This is a genomic window from Amycolatopsis sp. NPDC050768, assembly GCF_040654155.1.
Taxonomy (GTDB): Bacteria; Actinomycetota; Actinomycetes; order Mycobacteriales; family Pseudonocardiaceae; genus Amycolatopsis.
In genome coordinates this window covers 252,116-268,201 of the sequence record NZ_JBFAHL010000014.1, presented here as the reverse complement: position 1 = coordinate 268,201, position 16,086 = coordinate 252,116, and the positions used below count along the sequence as shown (strand labels likewise).

Below are 16,086 nucleotides of genomic sequence, written 5' to 3'. Positions count from 1 at the left end.
AGTAAACTGCAACCAGACTAGCCAGAGTGGTTTCAAACAGCAACCGGAGGTGGATGCGGTGAGCGAGCGCACGTGGACGAGCCCGCGGTGCCCCGTGGCGCGGACGGTGGACCTCGTCGGCGACAAGTGGTCGCTGCTGATCATCCGCGACGCGTTCGACGGGATCCGCCGCTTCGGGCAGTTCCAGCGCAACCTCGGGGTGGCCAAGAACATCCTCACCGACCGGCTGCGCAGCCTCGTCGACGCCGGCGTGCTGTCCGTCGAACCGGCCTCGGACGGCAGCGCCTACCGTGAGTACGTGCTGACGAAGCGCGGCGAGGACCTGTTCGACCTGGTGGTGAGCCTGCGGCAGTGGGGCCAGGATCACACCTACGGACCCGGTGAAGACCACGTGCTGCTCGTGGACCGCGAGACGGAAGAGCCGATCCCGCGGCTCACCTACGTCACACCCGACGGCACGCCGATCCACGCCGACGACACGCGCGTCCTCAAGTAGCACCGTCCGCTTCGGACGGATCAGTACACCTCGGCCAACCCGGCGAGCACGGCGTCGAGGAATCCCGGGAACCGCGCGTCGAGATCCTCGCGGCGCAGGCACACGAAGTAGTTGCGGCCTTCGAGCTTCGTCCGCGTCAGCCCGGCCTCGCGCAGCACCTTCTTGTGGTGCGACAACGTCGACTTGTGCAGCGCGGCCAGCAGACCTTCCGGCCCGCACGGGTGGAACTCGCCGTCGGCGAGGGTGACCAGCACACGCATGCGCGCGTCGTCCGCGATCGCGTTGAGCACGTCGTCGAACCGGATGTCGGCGACAGCCGGTTCCTCCAGGTAGCGAGCCACAGCACCTCCTCGGCGACCTCAGTCACAATGGTACCAGATTCATCAAACCGTCCTTGACGCGAGCGGTTTCACCTTCTTATGGTTTGACGTACATCAAACCTTCCTCGAAGGGATTCTCCCGTGTACCGACGCCTGCTCGTTCTCGCTCTGGGGACGTTCGCCGTGGGAACGGACGGCTTCGTGATCGCGGGCATCCTGCCCGAGATCTCGCGCTCGTTGCACACGAACGCGGCCGCGACCGGCCTCCTGGTGACGATGTTCGCCTTCACCTACGCGGTGTCGTCGCCGATCATCGCCGCCACCACCGCGCACTGGCCGCGCAAGCGGCTGCTGATCGCCGGGCTGTTGATCTTGGCGGTCGGCAACGTCCTCACCGCCACCCTCCCGCTCTACGGGCTGGTGCTCGCCAGCCGCGTGATCGCGGGCCTCGGCGCCGGGATGTTCACCCCGACCGCCAGCGCGACGGCGGCGTCCCTCGTCGAGCCCCACCAACGCGGGCGCGCGCTCGCCGTCGTCATGGCCGGCCTCAGCTCCGCGACCGCGCTGGGCGCGCCGATCGGCACCGTGATCGGTTCGCAGACCAACTGGCAGACGACCTTGTGGTTCGTCGCCGCGCTCGCCGCGCTGGGTGCCGTGGGCGTCGCCGTGCTCCTGCCCGCGATCCCCGCCGCTCACGTCGCCGGGCTGCGCGAGCGACTGGCGACCATGAAGGACGCGCGCATCGGCTTCACGCTGCTCACGACGTTGCTGGTGTTCACTGGCCTGTTCACCGACTACACCTTCGTCGGCGAGTCGTTCAACCGGGCCACCGGCGGCAACGGCATCGCGCTCGCCATCCTGCTGTTCCTCTGGGGCGCGGGCGCCACCGTCGGCAGCGTGACGGCCGGGCACCTCACCGACCGCATCTCCGGTCAGCGCATCATCGCCGTGGCGGTCGTGGTCGTCGGCATCGACTTCGCGCTGCTCCCCTTCAGCAGCCGCACCTTCGCGACGGCGGCCGTCGCACTGTTCGTCTGGGGTGTCTGCGGCTGGGCGACGCTGGTGCCGCTGCAGCACCGGCTGATCGAGGTTTCGCCCGAACACGCGCCGGTGAGCATCGGCCTCAACGCCTCCGCCACCTACCTCGCGACGGCCGCTTCGGGCCTCACCGGCGCAGCGGGGATTGCCGCGTTCGGCGCCTACAGCCTCGGCCCGTTCGGTTTGATCTTCCTCGTGCTGGGCCTGGTCGCGTCGATCGTGTCGGCCCGGTTCGTCCACACTCGCCGGCCGGCCCCGGCAGGTCCGGTTCCCGCGGCGGCCGAGCGCTGAGACGTCCGAGTGACCCCGCGACCATCCGGGGTCACTCGGGCTTCTCGGCCTCCTGCGACTCCACCGCGTCGAACGCCGCCTGGTTCCCGCGGATCCGCGCCTGGTGCTCGGTCGACCACGTGCCCAGCGCCAGCACCGCCGACAGCAGCGACGAACCCAGCTCCGTGAGGGTGTACTCCACGCGCGGGGGCACCTCCGGGTGCGAGGTCCGTTCGACGAACCCGGCACGCTGCAGCTGTTTCAACGTCAAGGTCAGCATTCGCTGTGAAATGGCCGGCACGGCCGCGATCAGGTCCGAGTAGCGCAGCGGGCCTCCCGCGAGCGTGCCGAGCAGCAGCACGCTCCACTTGTCACCGACGAGGTCGAGCACCTCGCGCACGAAGTCCGCGTCGCGGTTCGCCCAGTGCACACAGGGCTCGGGCACTTGCGCGACCCTCAGCCGCACGTCGGTTCCCACAGTTCTCACCCCTCCAGAGTAGCTCGCCGTCCGGCCTGGTCACGCACATTGATGTGCCTTTTGTAAGCCCTTCGAATCTGTTGCACCATCGGTGGAAAGCGGATCTCGAAGGGACCACAGTGGACGTCGAATTCTGGTCGGACGTCGTCTGCCCGTATTGCGGGCTGATGGACCACCGGCTGCACACCGCGCTCGAGCGGTTCGAGCACGGCGCCGAGGTGCGCCTGGTGCACCGTTCGTTCCAGCTGCACCCGGACCTGCCCCGCGAAGGCGTGACCCAGCGGCAGCTCCTCGTCGAGCACGGCGTTCCGCAGGTCGAGCACGACGTCCTGCGGCCGCTGGAACTCCTCGCGCAGGCCGAGGGCCTCACGCCGTACCACGTCCTCGACCGCACGCTCGGGCCGACGGACCTGGCGCACGAGCTGCTTGCCTTCGCCACCGAGCAGGGCCGCGGTGCCGAGATCTGGACCGCGATGTTCCGGGCGCACTTCGGCCACGCCCGCAAGCTGTGGACGCGCGCGGAGGTCCTGGACTTCGCCGCCGAGGCCGGTCTGGACGTCGACGCCGCGGCGGACGCGCTGGACAGCCACCGATACCGCGCCCGCGTGCTGGCCGACCAGGAGATGGCCCAGCGGCTCGGCGCGCGCGGCACGCCCTTCCTCGTCCTCGGCGGCACCCACGCGCTCGCCGGCGCCGTCTCCACCGACGACCTCGTGTCGGCCCTGCGAACCGCCTGGGACGCCCGCCGGACCACGCCACTGGGTGTGGGCGACGTGTGCACGCCCGACGGCTGCGCCGCTCCGTCCGCCTGACACCCCACCTCTGGAGAGACCATGTCGTACCTCTTGCGCGTCAACGCCTCCGCCACCCCGGACACGTCGTTTTCCCGGCGCGTGGCCGACACCTTCATCGAGACCTGGACCGGCGACGTCGTGACCCGCGACCTCGCCCACAGCCCGGTCGCCCACCTCGACGCCGCCGGCATCACGGCGCGCGCCACCGCGCCCGCCGACCGCACCACCGAACAGGCCACCGCGGCGGCACTGCAGGACGAGCTCGTCGAGGAGTTCCTCGGCGCGAGCACCTACCTGTTCGCGGTGCCGATGTACAACTACTCGATCCCGTCGGTGTTCAAGGCCTGGCTGGACCACGTCATGGTTCCCGGCCGCACCATCGGGCTCGGCCCGGGCGCCGCACCCACGGCCGGGCGCACCGCGATCGTCGTCTCCGCCCGCGGCGGCGGCTACGGCCCGGGCGCGCCCCAGCACGGCAAGGACTACCTCGTGCCCGCCTTGCGGACCATCCTCAGCGACACCGTCCTCTTCGGACTCGACGTGCACTTCATCACTCCGGAGCTGACCTTCGCCCCCACCGTCGACCAGCTGCGTCCCTTGCTGCACCTGCACAAGGAGTCCCTCGCCGCATCCCACGACCTCGCCCGCCGGCACGCCGAGAAGCTCAACCAACCGGTCCGTCACGGGTAGCCTGTTCGTCGGCTGCACCGAGAATTTCAGCGACAGCACGAACGGATTCTGCGCCTCGTATGGCATCGGCCCACCGGGTGGGTCCTGGTCCGCCCCGAACGGAGTGGTCGCGTGGCGCGCTTCGGGCGACACTCAGGACGCACCCGGCGCCCACCCTCCGGAGAGGAATCCCATGACCCACATCGAAGGCAGCCACCACGTCACGCTGTCCGTCGGCACCGCGCAGGAAGACGTCGACTTCCACGTGAAGACGCTCGGGATGCGCTTCATCAAGCGGACCGTGCTGTTCGACGGCTCGACGCCGATCTACCACCTCTACTACTCCAACGCGGCCGGCGATCCGTCGTCTGTGGTGACGTCGTTCCCATGGGCCCAGGCCGGACTGTTCGGGAAGCGCGGCACCAACCAGGCGCGGGAGGTCCAGCTGTCGGTGCCCTCGACGTCGCTGTCCTACTGGCACCAGCGGCTCACCGAGCACAAGGTCGAGGTGCACGACGCCGAGGTGTTCGGCGACCGCCGCCTGCTCTTCCGCCACCCGTGCGGCATCGAGTACGTGCTGGTCGGCAACGACGGCGACCCGCGCGTGGGCCACCCGGGCAACGGCGTGCCGCCCGAGCACGCGATCCACGGCATCCACGGCGTCGGCGTGCACGTGGCCACGCCGGACCGGATGGTCGAGTTCAGCCAGGAGACGTTCTTCGGCGACAGCGCGCTGACTGAAGAAGGCGACCGCGTGGCGCTGCGCATCGGCGGCGAGAAGATCGGCAACAACGTCGAGCTGATCGTCAACAACACCGACGAGCAGGGCACCTGGCGCTACGGCGCCGGCACGATCCACCACTTCGCGTGGAACCTCGGCACACTGGCCAACCAGGACGAGGTGAAGTTCCAGGTCGAAGGCGCCGGCTACACCGACATCAGCGAGCTCAAGGACCGCAAGTACTTCAAGTCGGTCTACGTCCGCACCCCCGGCGGCGCGCTGTTCGAGCTCGCCGTGACCCACGCCGAAGGCGGCTGGACCTGCGACGAGTCGCCGCAGGAACTGGGCACCGCGTTCCAGCTGCCCGAGCAGTTCGAGTCCCGCCGCGCGGAGATCTTCGAAAAGCTCGAGCACATCGAGGTCTGACGCGCCGACCCTCCGGCGAGACCTCCGCCGGAGGGCCGGCGCGGTCTTCAGAGGTGCACTTCGGGGCGAGAGGAACGAACGGTGTGTTCGACGACAAGCACCTGACCCACGCGCTCGCGGCCGTGCGGGCCACGCTCGCCGCCATCGAGGCCGACGGCTTCGACCGGCGGCGGATCGTGCTGTGAGGCTTCTCGCCGGGCGCCTGCCTGCTCGCGCAGTTCGCCGTGCACGCCCACCCTCGGGTGGGCGGCCTGGTCCTGTTCACCGGCGGCTATCTGAGCCCGGTCGAGGTCGACGGGCCGGTCACGGTCGGCGGCGGCTCGACGACCGGGACAGGCAAAGCCGTCGCCCTCACCACCGGGCTTCCGCTGGTCTGCGTGCCGACGACGTACGAGGGCCGTCGGAGGTGACGCCGGTCTGGGGCACGACGAGCGCGGCCCGGAAACAGACAGGGCGCGACGACCGCGTGCTCCCCCGCGCCGTCGGCTACGACCCGGACCTCACGGCCACGCTGCCGCGCCCGGTCGCGGTGTCCTGGGCGCTCAGCGCACTGGCGCACTGCGTCGAGGCGTTCTGGGCCGCCCGGCCGGCGGTTTTCGCCCCGCGCCGGCCAGCCCGTCCGGGCCCTGGCCGGTGTCGCCACCCGAACCCCTTCGGGCCCCGCACGGGGTCCGCCGGACCGCGGCGCGGCGGGAGGGTGGCCCCCGTGACGGGGCCCGGAAGGGGTTCGCTAAGCTGGTTTCCCGACAGCGCGCGATTAGCTCAGCGGGAGAGCGCTTCCCTGACACGGAAGAGGTCACTGGTTCAATCCCAGTATCGCGCACGTAGTCCGATGTGGACTCACCTGGAGGGCGATTAGCTCAGGGGGAGAGCGCTTCGTTCACACCGAAGAGGTCACTGGTTCGATCCCAGTATCGCCCACCACCACGATGGCCCCGGATCACTCGATCCGGGGCCATCGTGCTGTCCAGGGCCGTGCTGTCCAGGGCACCGGCGGGCTGGCCGCCGGCGCGATGTTGTGGTTGACGCGGAACAGGTTCTGCGGGTCGTGGCGCCGCTTGAGCTGCGCGAGCCGCTCGTAGCGCGCGGAACCGTACGCGGCGCGCACCTCGGCGGGAGTCGTGGCGTCGCCGGCGGCCAGCAGGTTGGCGTTCCGCTCGTCCTGCGACCACGGGGCGAGCGCCTCCACGAGCGAGTCCAGCCGAGTCCCGGCCTCCTGCCCACCGGACGCGACGAGGGCCCACGGCGCACCGCGGCCGGCGACGGCGTTCGGCACGGCGGGCTCGTCGGCCAGCGCCCCGCCCAGCGCCCGCAGCTCCACGAAACCCGGCTCGGTGCCGGAATCCGGGCCGGCCACGGCGAGCAGCGCGTCGGCCGCCTCGGCCGGGAACGACCGCAGCGCTGCCGAGCGCTCCAGCCAACCCACCGGCGCCGACGGGTCCAGGTGCAGGCGGTGGCCGTCGCGGTACGCGGTCTCGGCGACGGTGTCGCGCACGGCCGGGGCGAGCGCCCGCAGCGGCGCGAGCGCGGCTTCCGCCTCGGCGGGCGAACCGAGCGCCGAGAACCGCACGTGGACCGCGAACTCCGCCGGCCGAGAGCGATGCCGGAAGGCGATCGACGACGACATCTCCCGTGGCAGCGCCGTCACCCACTCCCGCCAAGTGTGCAGGACCGTCGAGGCGTGCTCGCCCGCGAAGAACAAGCCGCCGCCGTAGAAGGACTTCACGGCGAACAGTGCGAACTCCATCGACGTGACCACGCCGAAGTTCCCCTTGCCACCCCGCACGCCCCAGAACAGCTCGGGTTCGGCGTCAGCGGTCACCTCGCGCAGTGCACCGTCGGCAGTGACGAGCCGCAACGCGCGCACGTGATCGGCGGCGTATCCGTGCGTCCGCCCGAGAATCGGGCTGTGCCCGCCACCGAGGTGGTAGCCGGCGACCCCCACCGTGGGTGACGCGGCGCTCACGCCCGCGAGCCCGCTTTCGCCGGCCCGTTCGGTGACCTGGCTCCAGCGCGCGCCACCCTGCACACAAGCGATCCCAGCCACCGGGTCGACCTCCACGGCGTCCATTCGCGACAGTGTGATCAGCACCGCGCCGCGCGCTCGGTTCACGACCTGGTGCCCGGTGGTGAGCACGGCGATCGGCAGCGCCCGCTCGGCCGCGAACCCCACCGCCTCCCGCACGTCGGCCACTGTGGTCGCCCCGATGGCCACGGCGGGCCGCACCGGCGTGGCCAGGTTGAAGGTCGCACACTCCGCGTCGAAGCCCGCGTCGCCGGGCAACACGACCGGACCGGTGAGCCGCCTCGCCAGCCCGGCGACCTCGGCCGGGCTCAGCGATTCCGACGCCGCCGTCTCGTAAGGGCTCATCCGCTTCGCCTTTCGCGCTTGACGGACCCAGCCTCACCGGCCCCGTGAAACGCGAATCGGACTTGCGACGCAGGTCACCGTCGCGAAGGGACGATGGGGCACCTCACCGGGCCGGGACATCCCGCGGCGGCGGCGCCGTCCAGGGGCTGCCCAGGTCGGCGCCTTCGGGATCCCACTCGTGCGACGCCCTGCTGTAGAGCCGGATCGGCACGCCGTCGGGGTCGGCGGTCGCGACGAGCCAGCCGGTGATTCCCCGCAGCACTCCGGAGTTCGCCACTTCCAGCGCGTCGAAGTGCCGCGCCCACGCCCGCACCGCGGCCTCGTCCGCGACGGCCAGCGTCAGCGGGTCGAACCCCGCCAGGGCGGCCGCCGAGCCGGGCGCCAGCCGCAGCTCCACCGGGTCGGCCAACCCCGGCACCCGAAGCAGGTACGCGAACAGCACCCCCTCGGGCGTGCGGTGGTCCCATCCGGGCTGCCGCCGCGCGCCGAACACGCGCTCCCACCACGCCAGGCTCCGGGCGAGGTCGGTGACCGGGTACTTGTGGTGGTGCACGCCGTCGAGCGCGGGGAAAGTGCTCATGGCGCGGATCCTGCCAGTGCGCCCCGACCCCGGCTGAGCAGGCGGCTTGTATCCTTCACCCGGAGTTCGTCCGTATCCGGACGACCAGTCCGCGGGCGGGGGTGTTCGGCGATGGCGAAGTCCGATCCGGTCGAGTTCGACCTCTACGGGATGATCGGCCACCTGCTGCGCACCACGCAGCAGCTGCACGTCGCCATCTGGTCCGACGTGTTCCCCGGCGGCCTCACCTCGCCGCAGTTCGCGGTGCTGCACGCGCTGGCCCACGAGGGCCCGCTGACGCAGACGACGCTGCGCTCCCGCGCCCGCCTCGACCGCTCGACGGCCGCGGACGTGATCCGCCGGCTCGTCGCCCGCCGACTGGTCAGCCAGGTGAAGGACCCCGAAGACGCCCGCCGCCGCGTCGTGCGGCTGACGAGCGCCGGCCGGGCCCTGTACGCGGAGGCGGCCGAGCGCGCGGTGGAGGTCAACGAGCGGATGCTCGAAGGCCTCGACACCACCGAGCGCAAGCAGCTCGTCGACAGCCTGAAGTCGTTGCTGGCGCACCACCGCGGGCTGCTCGACTACCAGGACTGAGCGCTCAGAGCAGCTCTTCGCGGTACAGGCCGAGCGCCCGCACCACGGGTTCGTTGGAGTACGAGAACAGCACCGCGTCTTCCGATTTCGACGAGTTCACATGCTCATACGTCGCCCACGACGGCACCACGAAGATGTCTTTCTCGCCCCACGTGATCTCCTGGCCGTCGACGATCGTGGTGCCCTCGCCGCGCACGGCGTGCAGGATCGTGCCGGCCGTGTGCCGGCGGGCCGCACCGCGGAAGCCGGGGACGAGCCGCTGGATGCGGCAGGACACCGTCGGCATCACCGGACCGCCGGTCCACGGGTTCGTGTACTCCAGCACCACGCCGTCGACGTCGCTGCCGTCGGCGTTGTCCGCGATCGCGTCGAACGCGCGCTTGGTCTCGGCCCACGGGTAGTTGCCGATCGGCGAGTTCGCGCTGCGCTCGCCGATCCACGCGGGGTTCAGGCGGCCGTGGATGAACTGCGCCGAGGAAAGCCCGTCGGGCACGGAAACCTTCTGCGCGGTCTCCGAGTGGAGCTCGAAGAACTGGGTGTCGAGCGAGTTGACGAGCGGGAAGTCGAGGCCGTCGAGCCACATCATCGGGCCCGCGCCCTCGTGGTAGTGGTCGTGCCAGTGCCAGCCGGGCGTGAACAGGAGGTCGCCGGGGTGCATGTGGACGCGTTCGCCCGACACGGTCGTGTAAGCACCGGAGCCCTCGATGATGAAGCGGAACGCGTTGGCGGAGTGGCGGTGCGCTTGCGCCTGCTCGCTGGGCAGGATGATCTGGATCCCGGCGTAGAGACCGGTGACCGTCGCGGATTCCTGCTGCAGCCCCGGGTTGATCAGCATCAGCACGCGCCGCTGCGCTTCCTCAATGGACAGTGCGTCGGCGAAGTGCAGCATGTAGGGGCGCAGAGCGCGGTAGGCCCAGTGGAACGGCACTGCGCGCTTGGTGGGTTCGGCCGGGAACAGGTCGCCGAGGTGGCGCCAGAGCGTGCCGACGCTCTGCGCGGCCAGCTGCTCGTAGGCCTCGTCGGTGGTCACGGTCATGAGGCCCTCCCTGGAGCCGCCGCGAGGGCTGGCTGGGTGCTGGTGGGGTCGAAGCCGTAGAGCCAGTCGACGATCTCGAAGTCGTCGGCGGCCCGGGGCTTGAGCGCGTGCGCGCGCAGCAGTGCGCCCACGCCGTCGAGGTGCAGGAGGTCGCCCCAGGTGCGGGCGGTCGTCTGCACGCGAGCGGTGCGCGGGGCGCGGATGTGTTCGTAGGCAAGGAAAGCCGTCTCGACGTCGGCGTGCGCGGCGAGGCTGTCCGCGAGTGCGACGGAGTCCTCGATCGCCTGGCACGCGCCCTGCGCGAGGTACTGCAGCATCGGGTGCGCGGCGTCGCCGACGAGCGTCACGCGGCCCTGGCTCCAGCCTGTCGCGGGCTGCCGGTCGAGCATGGCCCAGCGCCGGGAGCGGTCGATCAGGGCGATGCCGCGTGCGACTTCGGGGCAGGTGCTGCGGAAGGCGTCGTCGAGCTGGCGGCTGAGATCGCCGTGCCGCGCGGGGTAGCGGCGGGTGTCGAAGGTGGCGACCTGATTGCACAGCTTGCCGTTGCGCACGGGGTACTGCACGAGGTGCAGGCCGGGGCCGACCCAGATCACCATGCTGTCGGGCTCGGTCAGGCCCCCGGTGACCTCCTCGACGGGCACGGTGCCGCGGTGGGCGACGTAGCCGCAGTCCTCGGGTTCGCCGTCGCCGATGAGCAACGCGCGGGTCGGTGAGCGCAGGCCGTCGGCGCCGACGAGGGCGTCGGCTTCGAATCGGGTGCCGTCCGCGCACTCCACAGTGGCGTCGTGCCGGACGGTGACGACTTGCTTGTCCGCCAGGAGCTCGACTTTTCCGGTGGCCAGGCAGGCGTCGAGGAGGGCCCGGTGCAGGTCCGCCCGGTGCGTCACGAAGTAGCGGTGGCGGAAGCGGCCTTCGAACGACGCTTCGGTTTCGAGCGACGTGATGCGCCCGCCGGTCATCGCGTCGCGGAGCACGAGGCTGCGGGGGAAGAACGCGTCGCGCGTCACTGCTTCGAGCACGCCCAACCGGTCGAGCACGCGGGACGCGTTGGGGCCGACCTGCAGGCCGGCGCCGATCTCGGCGAACTCGGGTGCCTGCTCCAGCACCCGCACCGCGTGGCCGTCGCGGGCCAGCGCGAGCGCGGCGGCCAGACCCCCGATGCCACCACCCAGCACCAGCGGCCCGCCGCGTCGCGAGGAAGTCTTCGTCAGCATGCTGATGAATGTCGCAGACGTCTTCTGAGCCTGTCAACGGCTTGACTCTTGCCTGGCCAGGTCATACCGTCCGTATACAGATGGAATTCTCATCGGGCGGCTACTCGGTCGCCCCCGGGCACGGAACGGACACGCATGCGACTGGTGACCTACGACGGCGGACGGGTCGGCTACCTCGCCGACGACCGGGTGGTCGATCTCGGCGGTCTGGTGGGCGGCTACGGAGAGCCGGGCTCGATGCGCCGGCTGCTCGGCCGGTGGGCCGAGGTTCGTGACTCGCTTCCCTCGCCGTCCGCGGCCAACAGTGTGCCGCTGGCGGACGTTTCTCTTGAGGCGCCGGTGCCCGACCCGTCGAAAATCGTGGCCGCGCCGGTGAACTACCGCGACCACAAGTCCGAAATGGAGCTGAAGGTCGATATCAGCGACCTGGCGGTGTTCCTCAAGGCGCCGTCGTCGATCATCGCGCACGGCGGCGTCGTACGGCTGCCCTACGCCGACCGCCGCGTGGACCAGGAGGGCGAGCTCGCGGCGGTGATCGGCAAGCAGGCGCGGAACGTGAGCGAAGCCGAGGCGCTCGAGCACGTCGTCGCGTACACCGGCCTGCTCGACATCACCATGCGCGGCGGCGAAGACCGGTCCACGCGCAAGTCGTTCGACACGTTCACCCCGCTCGGCCCGTGGCTCGTCACCACCGACGAGGCGGACGCGGCCGACGCGATCGACCTCGACTGCACGGTCGGCGGCGAGCACCGGCAGTCGTCGAACACCCGCCACCTGATCTGGGGCGTCGCGAAGCTCGTGTCCTACATCTCGACGGTGATGACACTGGAAGTCGGCGACGTGATCGCCACCGGCACGCCGTCGGGCGTCGGGCCGTTGACCGCCGGCGACAAGGTTTCCGTGACGCTGTCGAGCATCGGCACGCTCACTGTGACCGTGGCCGGTTCCGACGGCACGGTTTCGCCCACCGGTACCCGTCCGTCCGGAAAGGACTGAAGTGCCCTCGATCACCGACATCACCACGGCCTGGTCGCGCCTTCCGCTCGGCGCCGGCCGCGGCGGGTCCGGCGCGACCAAGGTAGACCTCCTGCTCGTCACCGTCACCGACGACGAGGGCGCGACCGGCACCGGCTTCACCTACGCGCTCACCGGTGGCGCGGACGGCGTGCACGCGCTGCTCACCGGCACGGTCCGCGACCACGTCGTCGGCGCCGACCTCGACCACTGGCCGCGGGTGTGGCAACGCGTGCGCGACGACACGCACCGGCTCGGCCGCGGGCTCGCACTGCCTGCACTGTCCGCTGTGGACATCGCGGTGTGGGACCTGCGTGCACGCCGCGCCGGCTCGCCGCTGTTCCGCTTCCTCGGCGCACACCACGACGACGTCGAGATCTACGGCAGCGGCCGGGCCACGCACGCGATGCCGGTGGAGCAACTGGTGGACGGCACGCGCGCGTACCTCGACGAGGGTTACCACGCCGTGAAGCTGCGGATCGGCGCTCGGCGGGCCGAGGAAGACGTGGCCCGCGTGCGCGCGGTGCGCGAGGCCGTGGGCGACGACGTGCGGATCATGGTCGACGCCAACGAACGCCTCGACCTCCCGACCGCGCTGTGGACCGGTGCCCGGCTGGCGGACCTGGGCGTTTACTGGCTGGAGGAACCACTCTCGTCGGACGACGTCACCGGACACGCGACGCTCGCCGCGACCGTGCCGATGCCCGTCGCGGTCGGCGAGCACCTGCACGGACGTTTCGAGTTCGCCGCGTACCTGCACGCGCGGGCCGCTTCGGTGCTGCAGCCGGACGTGCCGCTGACGGGTGGCGTCACCGAATGGCTGCGGATCTCGGCCATCGCCGAGGCGTTCGGTGCGACGCTGAGCCCGCACTTCCTGCCGGAGCTGCACGTCCACTTGGCTGCGGCCGTGCCGAACTGTCCGTACGTGGAGCACTTCCCGCTGATCGACGACCTGCTGCAGGAGACGTTAACCGTCCACAACGGACGCGTATCCCCTCCGGACCGGCCGGGCCACGGGATGTTGTGGGACCTGTCCGCTTTGGATGACCTGCGCGTCCGGTGAGGCGTGGTCAGAAGACGAGGACACCCTGGGTACTGGGCTGCAGTGTGCCGACCTTGACCGAGGTGACGTCGAACTCGGGGTAGCCGACCTTCTTGCCGTCCGTGCCGATCACGTCGACGACCGTCGCGCTCGTGCTGTGGGGCGGCGTGAGCTTGAGGGTGGTCGCGACGAACGTGTCGGTGCTGCCCTTGTCGCCTGTCTCCCACTTGACGCCGGCGAACGCGTTGGTGCCCGGGCGCAGCGTGATGGACGGGCCCGCGCCGGGGATGTCGACGTTCTGCGTCGGCACCTCCAGCGGTGAGTTGTCGGCGGCGAGGAACTGCAGCGCCGGCCAGCCCTGGATCGTCACGGGGTCCTTGCCGGTGTTCTCGAGGGCGAGCAGGCCGAGGCCCTGGTCCTGGATGGTGAGCTCGGCGTGGAAGGACTGCTGGACGTCCTTGTCTTGCTGGGTCTCTTGATGGACTGCCGGTTTTTCCGCGTTCACCGCCGACGACACGGGCGCGTTCTGGGCCGGCTGCGGCGCGCCGGCCGACGGTGGTGTGGTGCTCGAACAGGCCGTCAACGCGAACAGCACCGCGATACCCGGGACGATCGTCTTACCCCGCATGTTGCACTCCCCTTCGTGGGCGGCTCCCACGCCGCCTCCTCACTACCCAGGACGGCCGACCCCCGAAACAGGTTCCGGTGCTTCGAGGCATTTTCCGTGCCCTGTTCACTCCATAGAGGACACGAGCCGGGTCACCAAGGCCGTGAGGCTCTCCTCGTCAAGCGCCGCGAGCTCCGGCAGCGCACCCGACGTCCGCCCGATCAGCACCCCGACGAACGCCGCTGTCAGCAACTCCGCACGCGCCTGCGCCTGCTCGACCCCCTCAGAGGTCAGCCGACGCGCAAGCGGCGTCACGATCCGGCGATGCAGCTCTTCCCGCGAAAACTCGTTGGCTTTCACATCGTCGTGCGGCTGGAGCGCAACCTGGTACAGCGGCCCCGGCCCCTGCCTGACCGCCCGCCCGACCAGCCCGCGCAACCGCTCGGCGTCCCCCAGATCCGCGAGCTCCTCGTCCCCCGTCTCCTCCTGCAACACGGCGACGTACAGCTGCGCCTTCCCCCCGAAATACCGCGCGATCATCGCCGGATCGACACCCGCCCGCTCGCCGATGTCGCGAATCGTCGCCTGCGCATACCCGCGCTCCGCGAACAACTCCGCCGCGGCCGCCAGTAAAGCGGCCCGCGTCCGCCCGGCATCCCGACGGCGCGGTGTGGGTCGGTCCGTCATCCGCGCGCTCCTTCGGTCGTTTTTCCGGGCAGCAGCATGCCGAACACGGCGGCCAGCACCCACACCGCCACCCCGGCGAAGGCGGCGACCGTGTAGCCGAGGGCGTTCGGGAAGTGTCGGCCGCCCGGCGTGTGCCCGACGAGGATCGCGGCGCTGAGCGCGCTGCCGGTGGAGTAGCCGACGTAGCGCAGCACCTGGTTGAAGCTCATCGCGCTGCCGGTCTCGTGCGCGGGCGTCCCGCCCGTGATCATGCCGGGCAGCACGGCGAAAACCGTGCCGACGGCGAGCCCCGTGGCCGCCATGACGACGATGAGCACCACGTAGTCGTGGCGCACGAAGCCGAACACGCCGACGCTCACCAGACCGACCAGCGAAGCCCCGGGGATCAGCACGCGCCCCCGCCCCCGCCGGATCACCGGCGGCGCGATGCGGCTGGCGAGCAGGCTCCCGATCGAGAACGGCAGCAACACCAGCCCGGCCACCACCACGGACCCGCCGAGCCCGCCGTCGGCCGGCGGCGTCTGGACGAACTGCACCATCAACGACGTCAGCAGATACATCCCCGCGCCGGACAACAGCGCCGCGACGTCGGCCGCGAGCACCCCCGGCAGCCGCAACAACCGCAGCTCCACCAGCGGGTGGCTGCTGCGTCCCTCGTGCCACACCCACGCCACCAGCGCGCCCACCGCGATGATCACCGATCCGACCGACGCGCCCGAACCCCAGCCCCACTCCTCACCCTTGCTGATCCACAGCAGCAACGCGCCCAGCCCCACCCCCAGCAGAACCGCCCCCGGCACGTCGAGCCGCTTCGCCTCGGCGTTCACGGCATGGGGCACCACTTTGATGGCCGCCACCAGCGCAACCGCCGCCACGACAGCCCCGAACCAGTAAGCGGCCTGCAGCCCACCCAGCTCCGTGATCAGCCCGGTCACCGGATACCCGAGCCCGACCCCGGCGACCGTCGTGATCGACAAGATCGCCATCGTCGGCCGCGCCTTCGCGGGCACCAACGCTTCTCGGGCCGCCACGATCGTCAGCGGCGTCAGCCCCAGCCCCGCGCCCTGCAATCCGCGCCCCACCAGCAACGCCACGAACCCGAACGGCAACGCCGCCAGCACACACCCCAGCACCACCAGCCCCAGCCCGACCAGGATCACGCCCCGCCGCGCCGGCCCGTCGCCGAGCCGCCCCATCACCGGCGTGACCATCGCCCCGACCACCAACGTCACCGTCAACGACCACTGCGCATCCCCCAGCGACACCCCGTGCACCACGGCCACCGCCGGAATCAGCGGCGCCCCCAGGCTGCTGATCACCGCCACGACGAGCCCGAGGAACACCAACGTGGGCACCAACCCACGCGCGGCTCGCTCAGCCGCGCGACTCTCGGCTACTTCCCTTGTGGCGCGCACGGACCTCGCGGCCGGCACGTCAAGAACGGGCCCGCCCAATCCCGACCTCGGACCGCGCACCTGCGAGGCAGCCTCGCCCGCGCCGCTCGCGGAGCACTGCGGTGCGTCGCCAGACCCGGGCGCAGGGCACTCCGGCATCTCGCCCGACGCGCGTACAGAACGCTCGTGCTGCCCGCTCACAAAAGCCCCGCAGCGCGCACACCGAACGCCCGACGGTCCGTCAACTCACCCGCAGGCAAGTCGCCGAGACCGCACCCGGATCGCCCAGGCGACCGCTGCCCACCAGGCAAGAACCCGCGCGACGTCACCTCACACGCCCACCCGGACGGCTCCCA

At 70.9% G+C, this 16,086-nt stretch carries 18 protein-coding genes, 2 tRNA genes and 1 pseudogene; 12 read left to right on the top strand and 9 right to left on the bottom strand.

Features of this window, described 5'->3' with window-relative positions; translation table 11 throughout:
* Window positions 1–58 precede the first annotated feature (58 nt).
* Complete coding sequence (locus tag AB0H62_RS35215; RefSeq protein WP_220243882.1) at window positions 59–496, top strand: helix-turn-helix domain-containing protein; 438 nt, start codon at window positions 59–61, stop codon at window positions 494–496.
* A 20-nt stretch (window positions 497–516) separates the two neighbouring features.
* Here AB0H62_RS35215 and AB0H62_RS35210 read toward each other — a convergent pair whose 3' ends face one another.
* Window positions 517–837, bottom strand: coding sequence for a transcriptional regulator (locus AB0H62_RS35210; protein ID WP_255638418.1), 321 nt, complete (start codon window positions 835–837; stop codon window positions 517–519).
* 120 nt (window positions 838–957) lie between these two features.
* On the opposite strand from AB0H62_RS35210, the gene AB0H62_RS35205 reads away from it, so the two are divergent.
* Window positions 958–2,145: an MFS transporter gene (locus AB0H62_RS35205; protein WP_360590881.1), complete on the top strand. Its 1,188-nt coding sequence runs from the start codon at window positions 958–960 to the stop codon at window positions 2,143–2,145.
* Between the two features lie 31 nt (window positions 2,146–2,176).
* Here the strand turns inward: AB0H62_RS35205 and AB0H62_RS35200 are convergent, their stop codons facing one another.
* Window positions 2,177–2,611, bottom strand: coding sequence for a helix-turn-helix domain-containing protein (locus tag AB0H62_RS35200; protein ID WP_255638419.1), 435 nt, complete (start codon window positions 2,609–2,611; stop codon window positions 2,177–2,179).
* Window positions 2,612–2,721: 110 nt separating this feature from the next.
* Between AB0H62_RS35200 and AB0H62_RS35195 the strand changes: the two genes are divergently transcribed.
* The 7 genes and pseudogenes from AB0H62_RS35195 to AB0H62_RS35165 all read left to right on the top strand — a co-directional run bounded on the left by AB0H62_RS35195 (window position 2,722) and on the right by AB0H62_RS35165 (window position 6,136).
* Window positions 2,722–3,414, top strand: a complete 693-nt coding sequence (locus AB0H62_RS35195; protein WP_220243884.1) for a DsbA family protein — start codon at window positions 2,722–2,724, stop codon at window positions 3,412–3,414.
* A gap of 21 nt (window positions 3,415–3,435) precedes the next feature.
* Window positions 3,436–4,086 carry an NAD(P)H-dependent oxidoreductase gene (locus AB0H62_RS35190; protein WP_360590879.1) on the top strand — a complete coding sequence of 217 codons (651 nt, stop codon included), beginning with the start codon at window positions 3,436–3,438 and terminating at the stop codon, window positions 4,084–4,086.
* Between the two features lie 172 nt (window positions 4,087–4,258).
* Window positions 4,259–5,212, top strand: a complete 954-nt coding sequence (locus tag AB0H62_RS35185) for a VOC family protein (protein WP_220243886.1) — start codon at window positions 4,259–4,261, stop codon at window positions 5,210–5,212.
* Between the two features lie 224 nt (window positions 5,213–5,436).
* Window positions 5,437–5,622, top strand: coding sequence for a hypothetical protein (locus AB0H62_RS35180; RefSeq protein ID WP_255638420.1), 186 nt, complete (start codon window positions 5,437–5,439; stop codon window positions 5,620–5,622).
* Window positions 5,619–5,735 (top strand): annotated as a pseudogene (locus AB0H62_RS35175) (maleylacetate reductase); the annotation flags it as partial. The gene AB0H62_RS35180 and the pseudogene AB0H62_RS35175, both read left to right, overlap by 4 nt.
* 228 nt (window positions 5,736–5,963) lie before the next feature.
* Window positions 5,964–6,035, top strand: a tRNA-Val gene (locus AB0H62_RS35170).
* A 26-nt stretch (window positions 6,036–6,061) separates the two neighbouring features.
* A tRNA-Val gene (locus tag AB0H62_RS35165) sits at window positions 6,062–6,136 on the top strand.
* A gap of 16 nt (window positions 6,137–6,152) precedes the next feature.
* Here the strand turns inward: AB0H62_RS35165 and AB0H62_RS35160 are convergent.
* Both AB0H62_RS35160 and AB0H62_RS35155 read right to left on the bottom strand, forming a co-directional pair.
* A complete protein-coding gene (locus AB0H62_RS35160) occupies window positions 6,153–7,583 on the bottom strand; it encodes an FAD-binding oxidoreductase (RefSeq protein ID WP_360590876.1) in 1,431 nt (476 codons plus the stop codon).
* Window positions 7,584–7,686: 103 nt separating this feature from the next.
* The gene (locus tag AB0H62_RS35155; RefSeq protein WP_360590874.1) at window positions 7,687–8,163 is read right to left on the bottom strand and encodes a VOC family protein; all 477 of its coding nucleotides are present in this window, start codon (window positions 8,161–8,163) and stop codon (window positions 7,687–7,689) included.
* 111 nt (window positions 8,164–8,274) lie between these two features.
* Between AB0H62_RS35155 and AB0H62_RS35150 the strand changes: the two genes are divergently transcribed.
* The gene (locus AB0H62_RS35150; RefSeq protein ID WP_220243889.1) at window positions 8,275–8,736 is read left to right on the top strand and encodes a MarR family transcriptional regulator; all 462 of its coding nucleotides are present in this window, start codon (window positions 8,275–8,277) and stop codon (window positions 8,734–8,736) included.
* Window positions 8,737–8,740: 4 nt separating this feature from the next.
* On the opposite strand, the gene AB0H62_RS35145 is transcribed toward AB0H62_RS35150, so the two are convergent.
* Both AB0H62_RS35145 and AB0H62_RS35140 read right to left on the bottom strand, forming a co-directional pair.
* Window positions 8,741–9,772 (bottom strand): cupin domain-containing protein, encoded by a 1,032-nt coding sequence (locus tag AB0H62_RS35145; RefSeq protein WP_360590872.1) that lies wholly within the window; start codon window positions 9,770–9,772, stop codon window positions 8,741–8,743.
* Window positions 9,769–10,986 carry an FAD-dependent monooxygenase gene (locus AB0H62_RS35140; protein WP_360590870.1) on the bottom strand — a complete coding sequence of 406 codons (1,218 nt, stop codon included), beginning with the start codon at window positions 10,984–10,986 and terminating at the stop codon, window positions 9,769–9,771. Before AB0H62_RS35140 ends, AB0H62_RS35145 begins: the two co-directional genes overlap by 4 nt.
* Before the next feature lie 135 nt (window positions 10,987–11,121).
* On the opposite strand from AB0H62_RS35140, the gene AB0H62_RS35135 reads away from it, so the two are divergent.
* Both AB0H62_RS35135 and AB0H62_RS35130 read left to right on the top strand, forming a co-directional pair.
* Entirely contained in the window at window positions 11,122–11,982 is an 861-nt protein-coding gene (locus AB0H62_RS35135; protein WP_360590868.1) for a fumarylacetoacetate hydrolase family protein, read from the top strand.
* A 1-nt stretch (window position 11,983) separates the two neighbouring features.
* Window positions 11,984–13,063, top strand: a complete 1,080-nt coding sequence (locus AB0H62_RS35130) for a mandelate racemase/muconate lactonizing enzyme family protein (RefSeq protein ID WP_360590866.1) — start codon at window positions 11,984–11,986, stop codon at window positions 13,061–13,063.
* A 7-nt stretch (window positions 13,064–13,070) separates the two neighbouring features.
* Here the strand turns inward: AB0H62_RS35130 and AB0H62_RS35125 are convergent, their stop codons facing one another.
* The 3 genes from AB0H62_RS35125 to AB0H62_RS35115 form a co-directional block, all read right to left on the bottom strand.
* Complete coding sequence (locus AB0H62_RS35125) at window positions 13,071–13,700, bottom strand: DUF4232 domain-containing protein (protein WP_220243893.1); 630 nt, start codon at window positions 13,698–13,700, stop codon at window positions 13,071–13,073.
* A 75-nt stretch (window positions 13,701–13,775) separates the two neighbouring features.
* Entirely contained in the window at window positions 13,776–14,336 is a 561-nt protein-coding gene (locus AB0H62_RS35120) for a TetR family transcriptional regulator (RefSeq protein WP_220243894.1), read from the bottom strand.
* A complete protein-coding gene (locus tag AB0H62_RS35115) occupies window positions 14,333–15,691 on the bottom strand; it encodes an MFS transporter (protein ID WP_360590864.1) in 1,359 nt (452 codons plus the stop codon). The genes AB0H62_RS35120 and AB0H62_RS35115 overlap by 4 nt, the downstream gene beginning before the upstream one ends.
* Window positions 15,692–16,086: the final 395 nt, after the last annotated feature.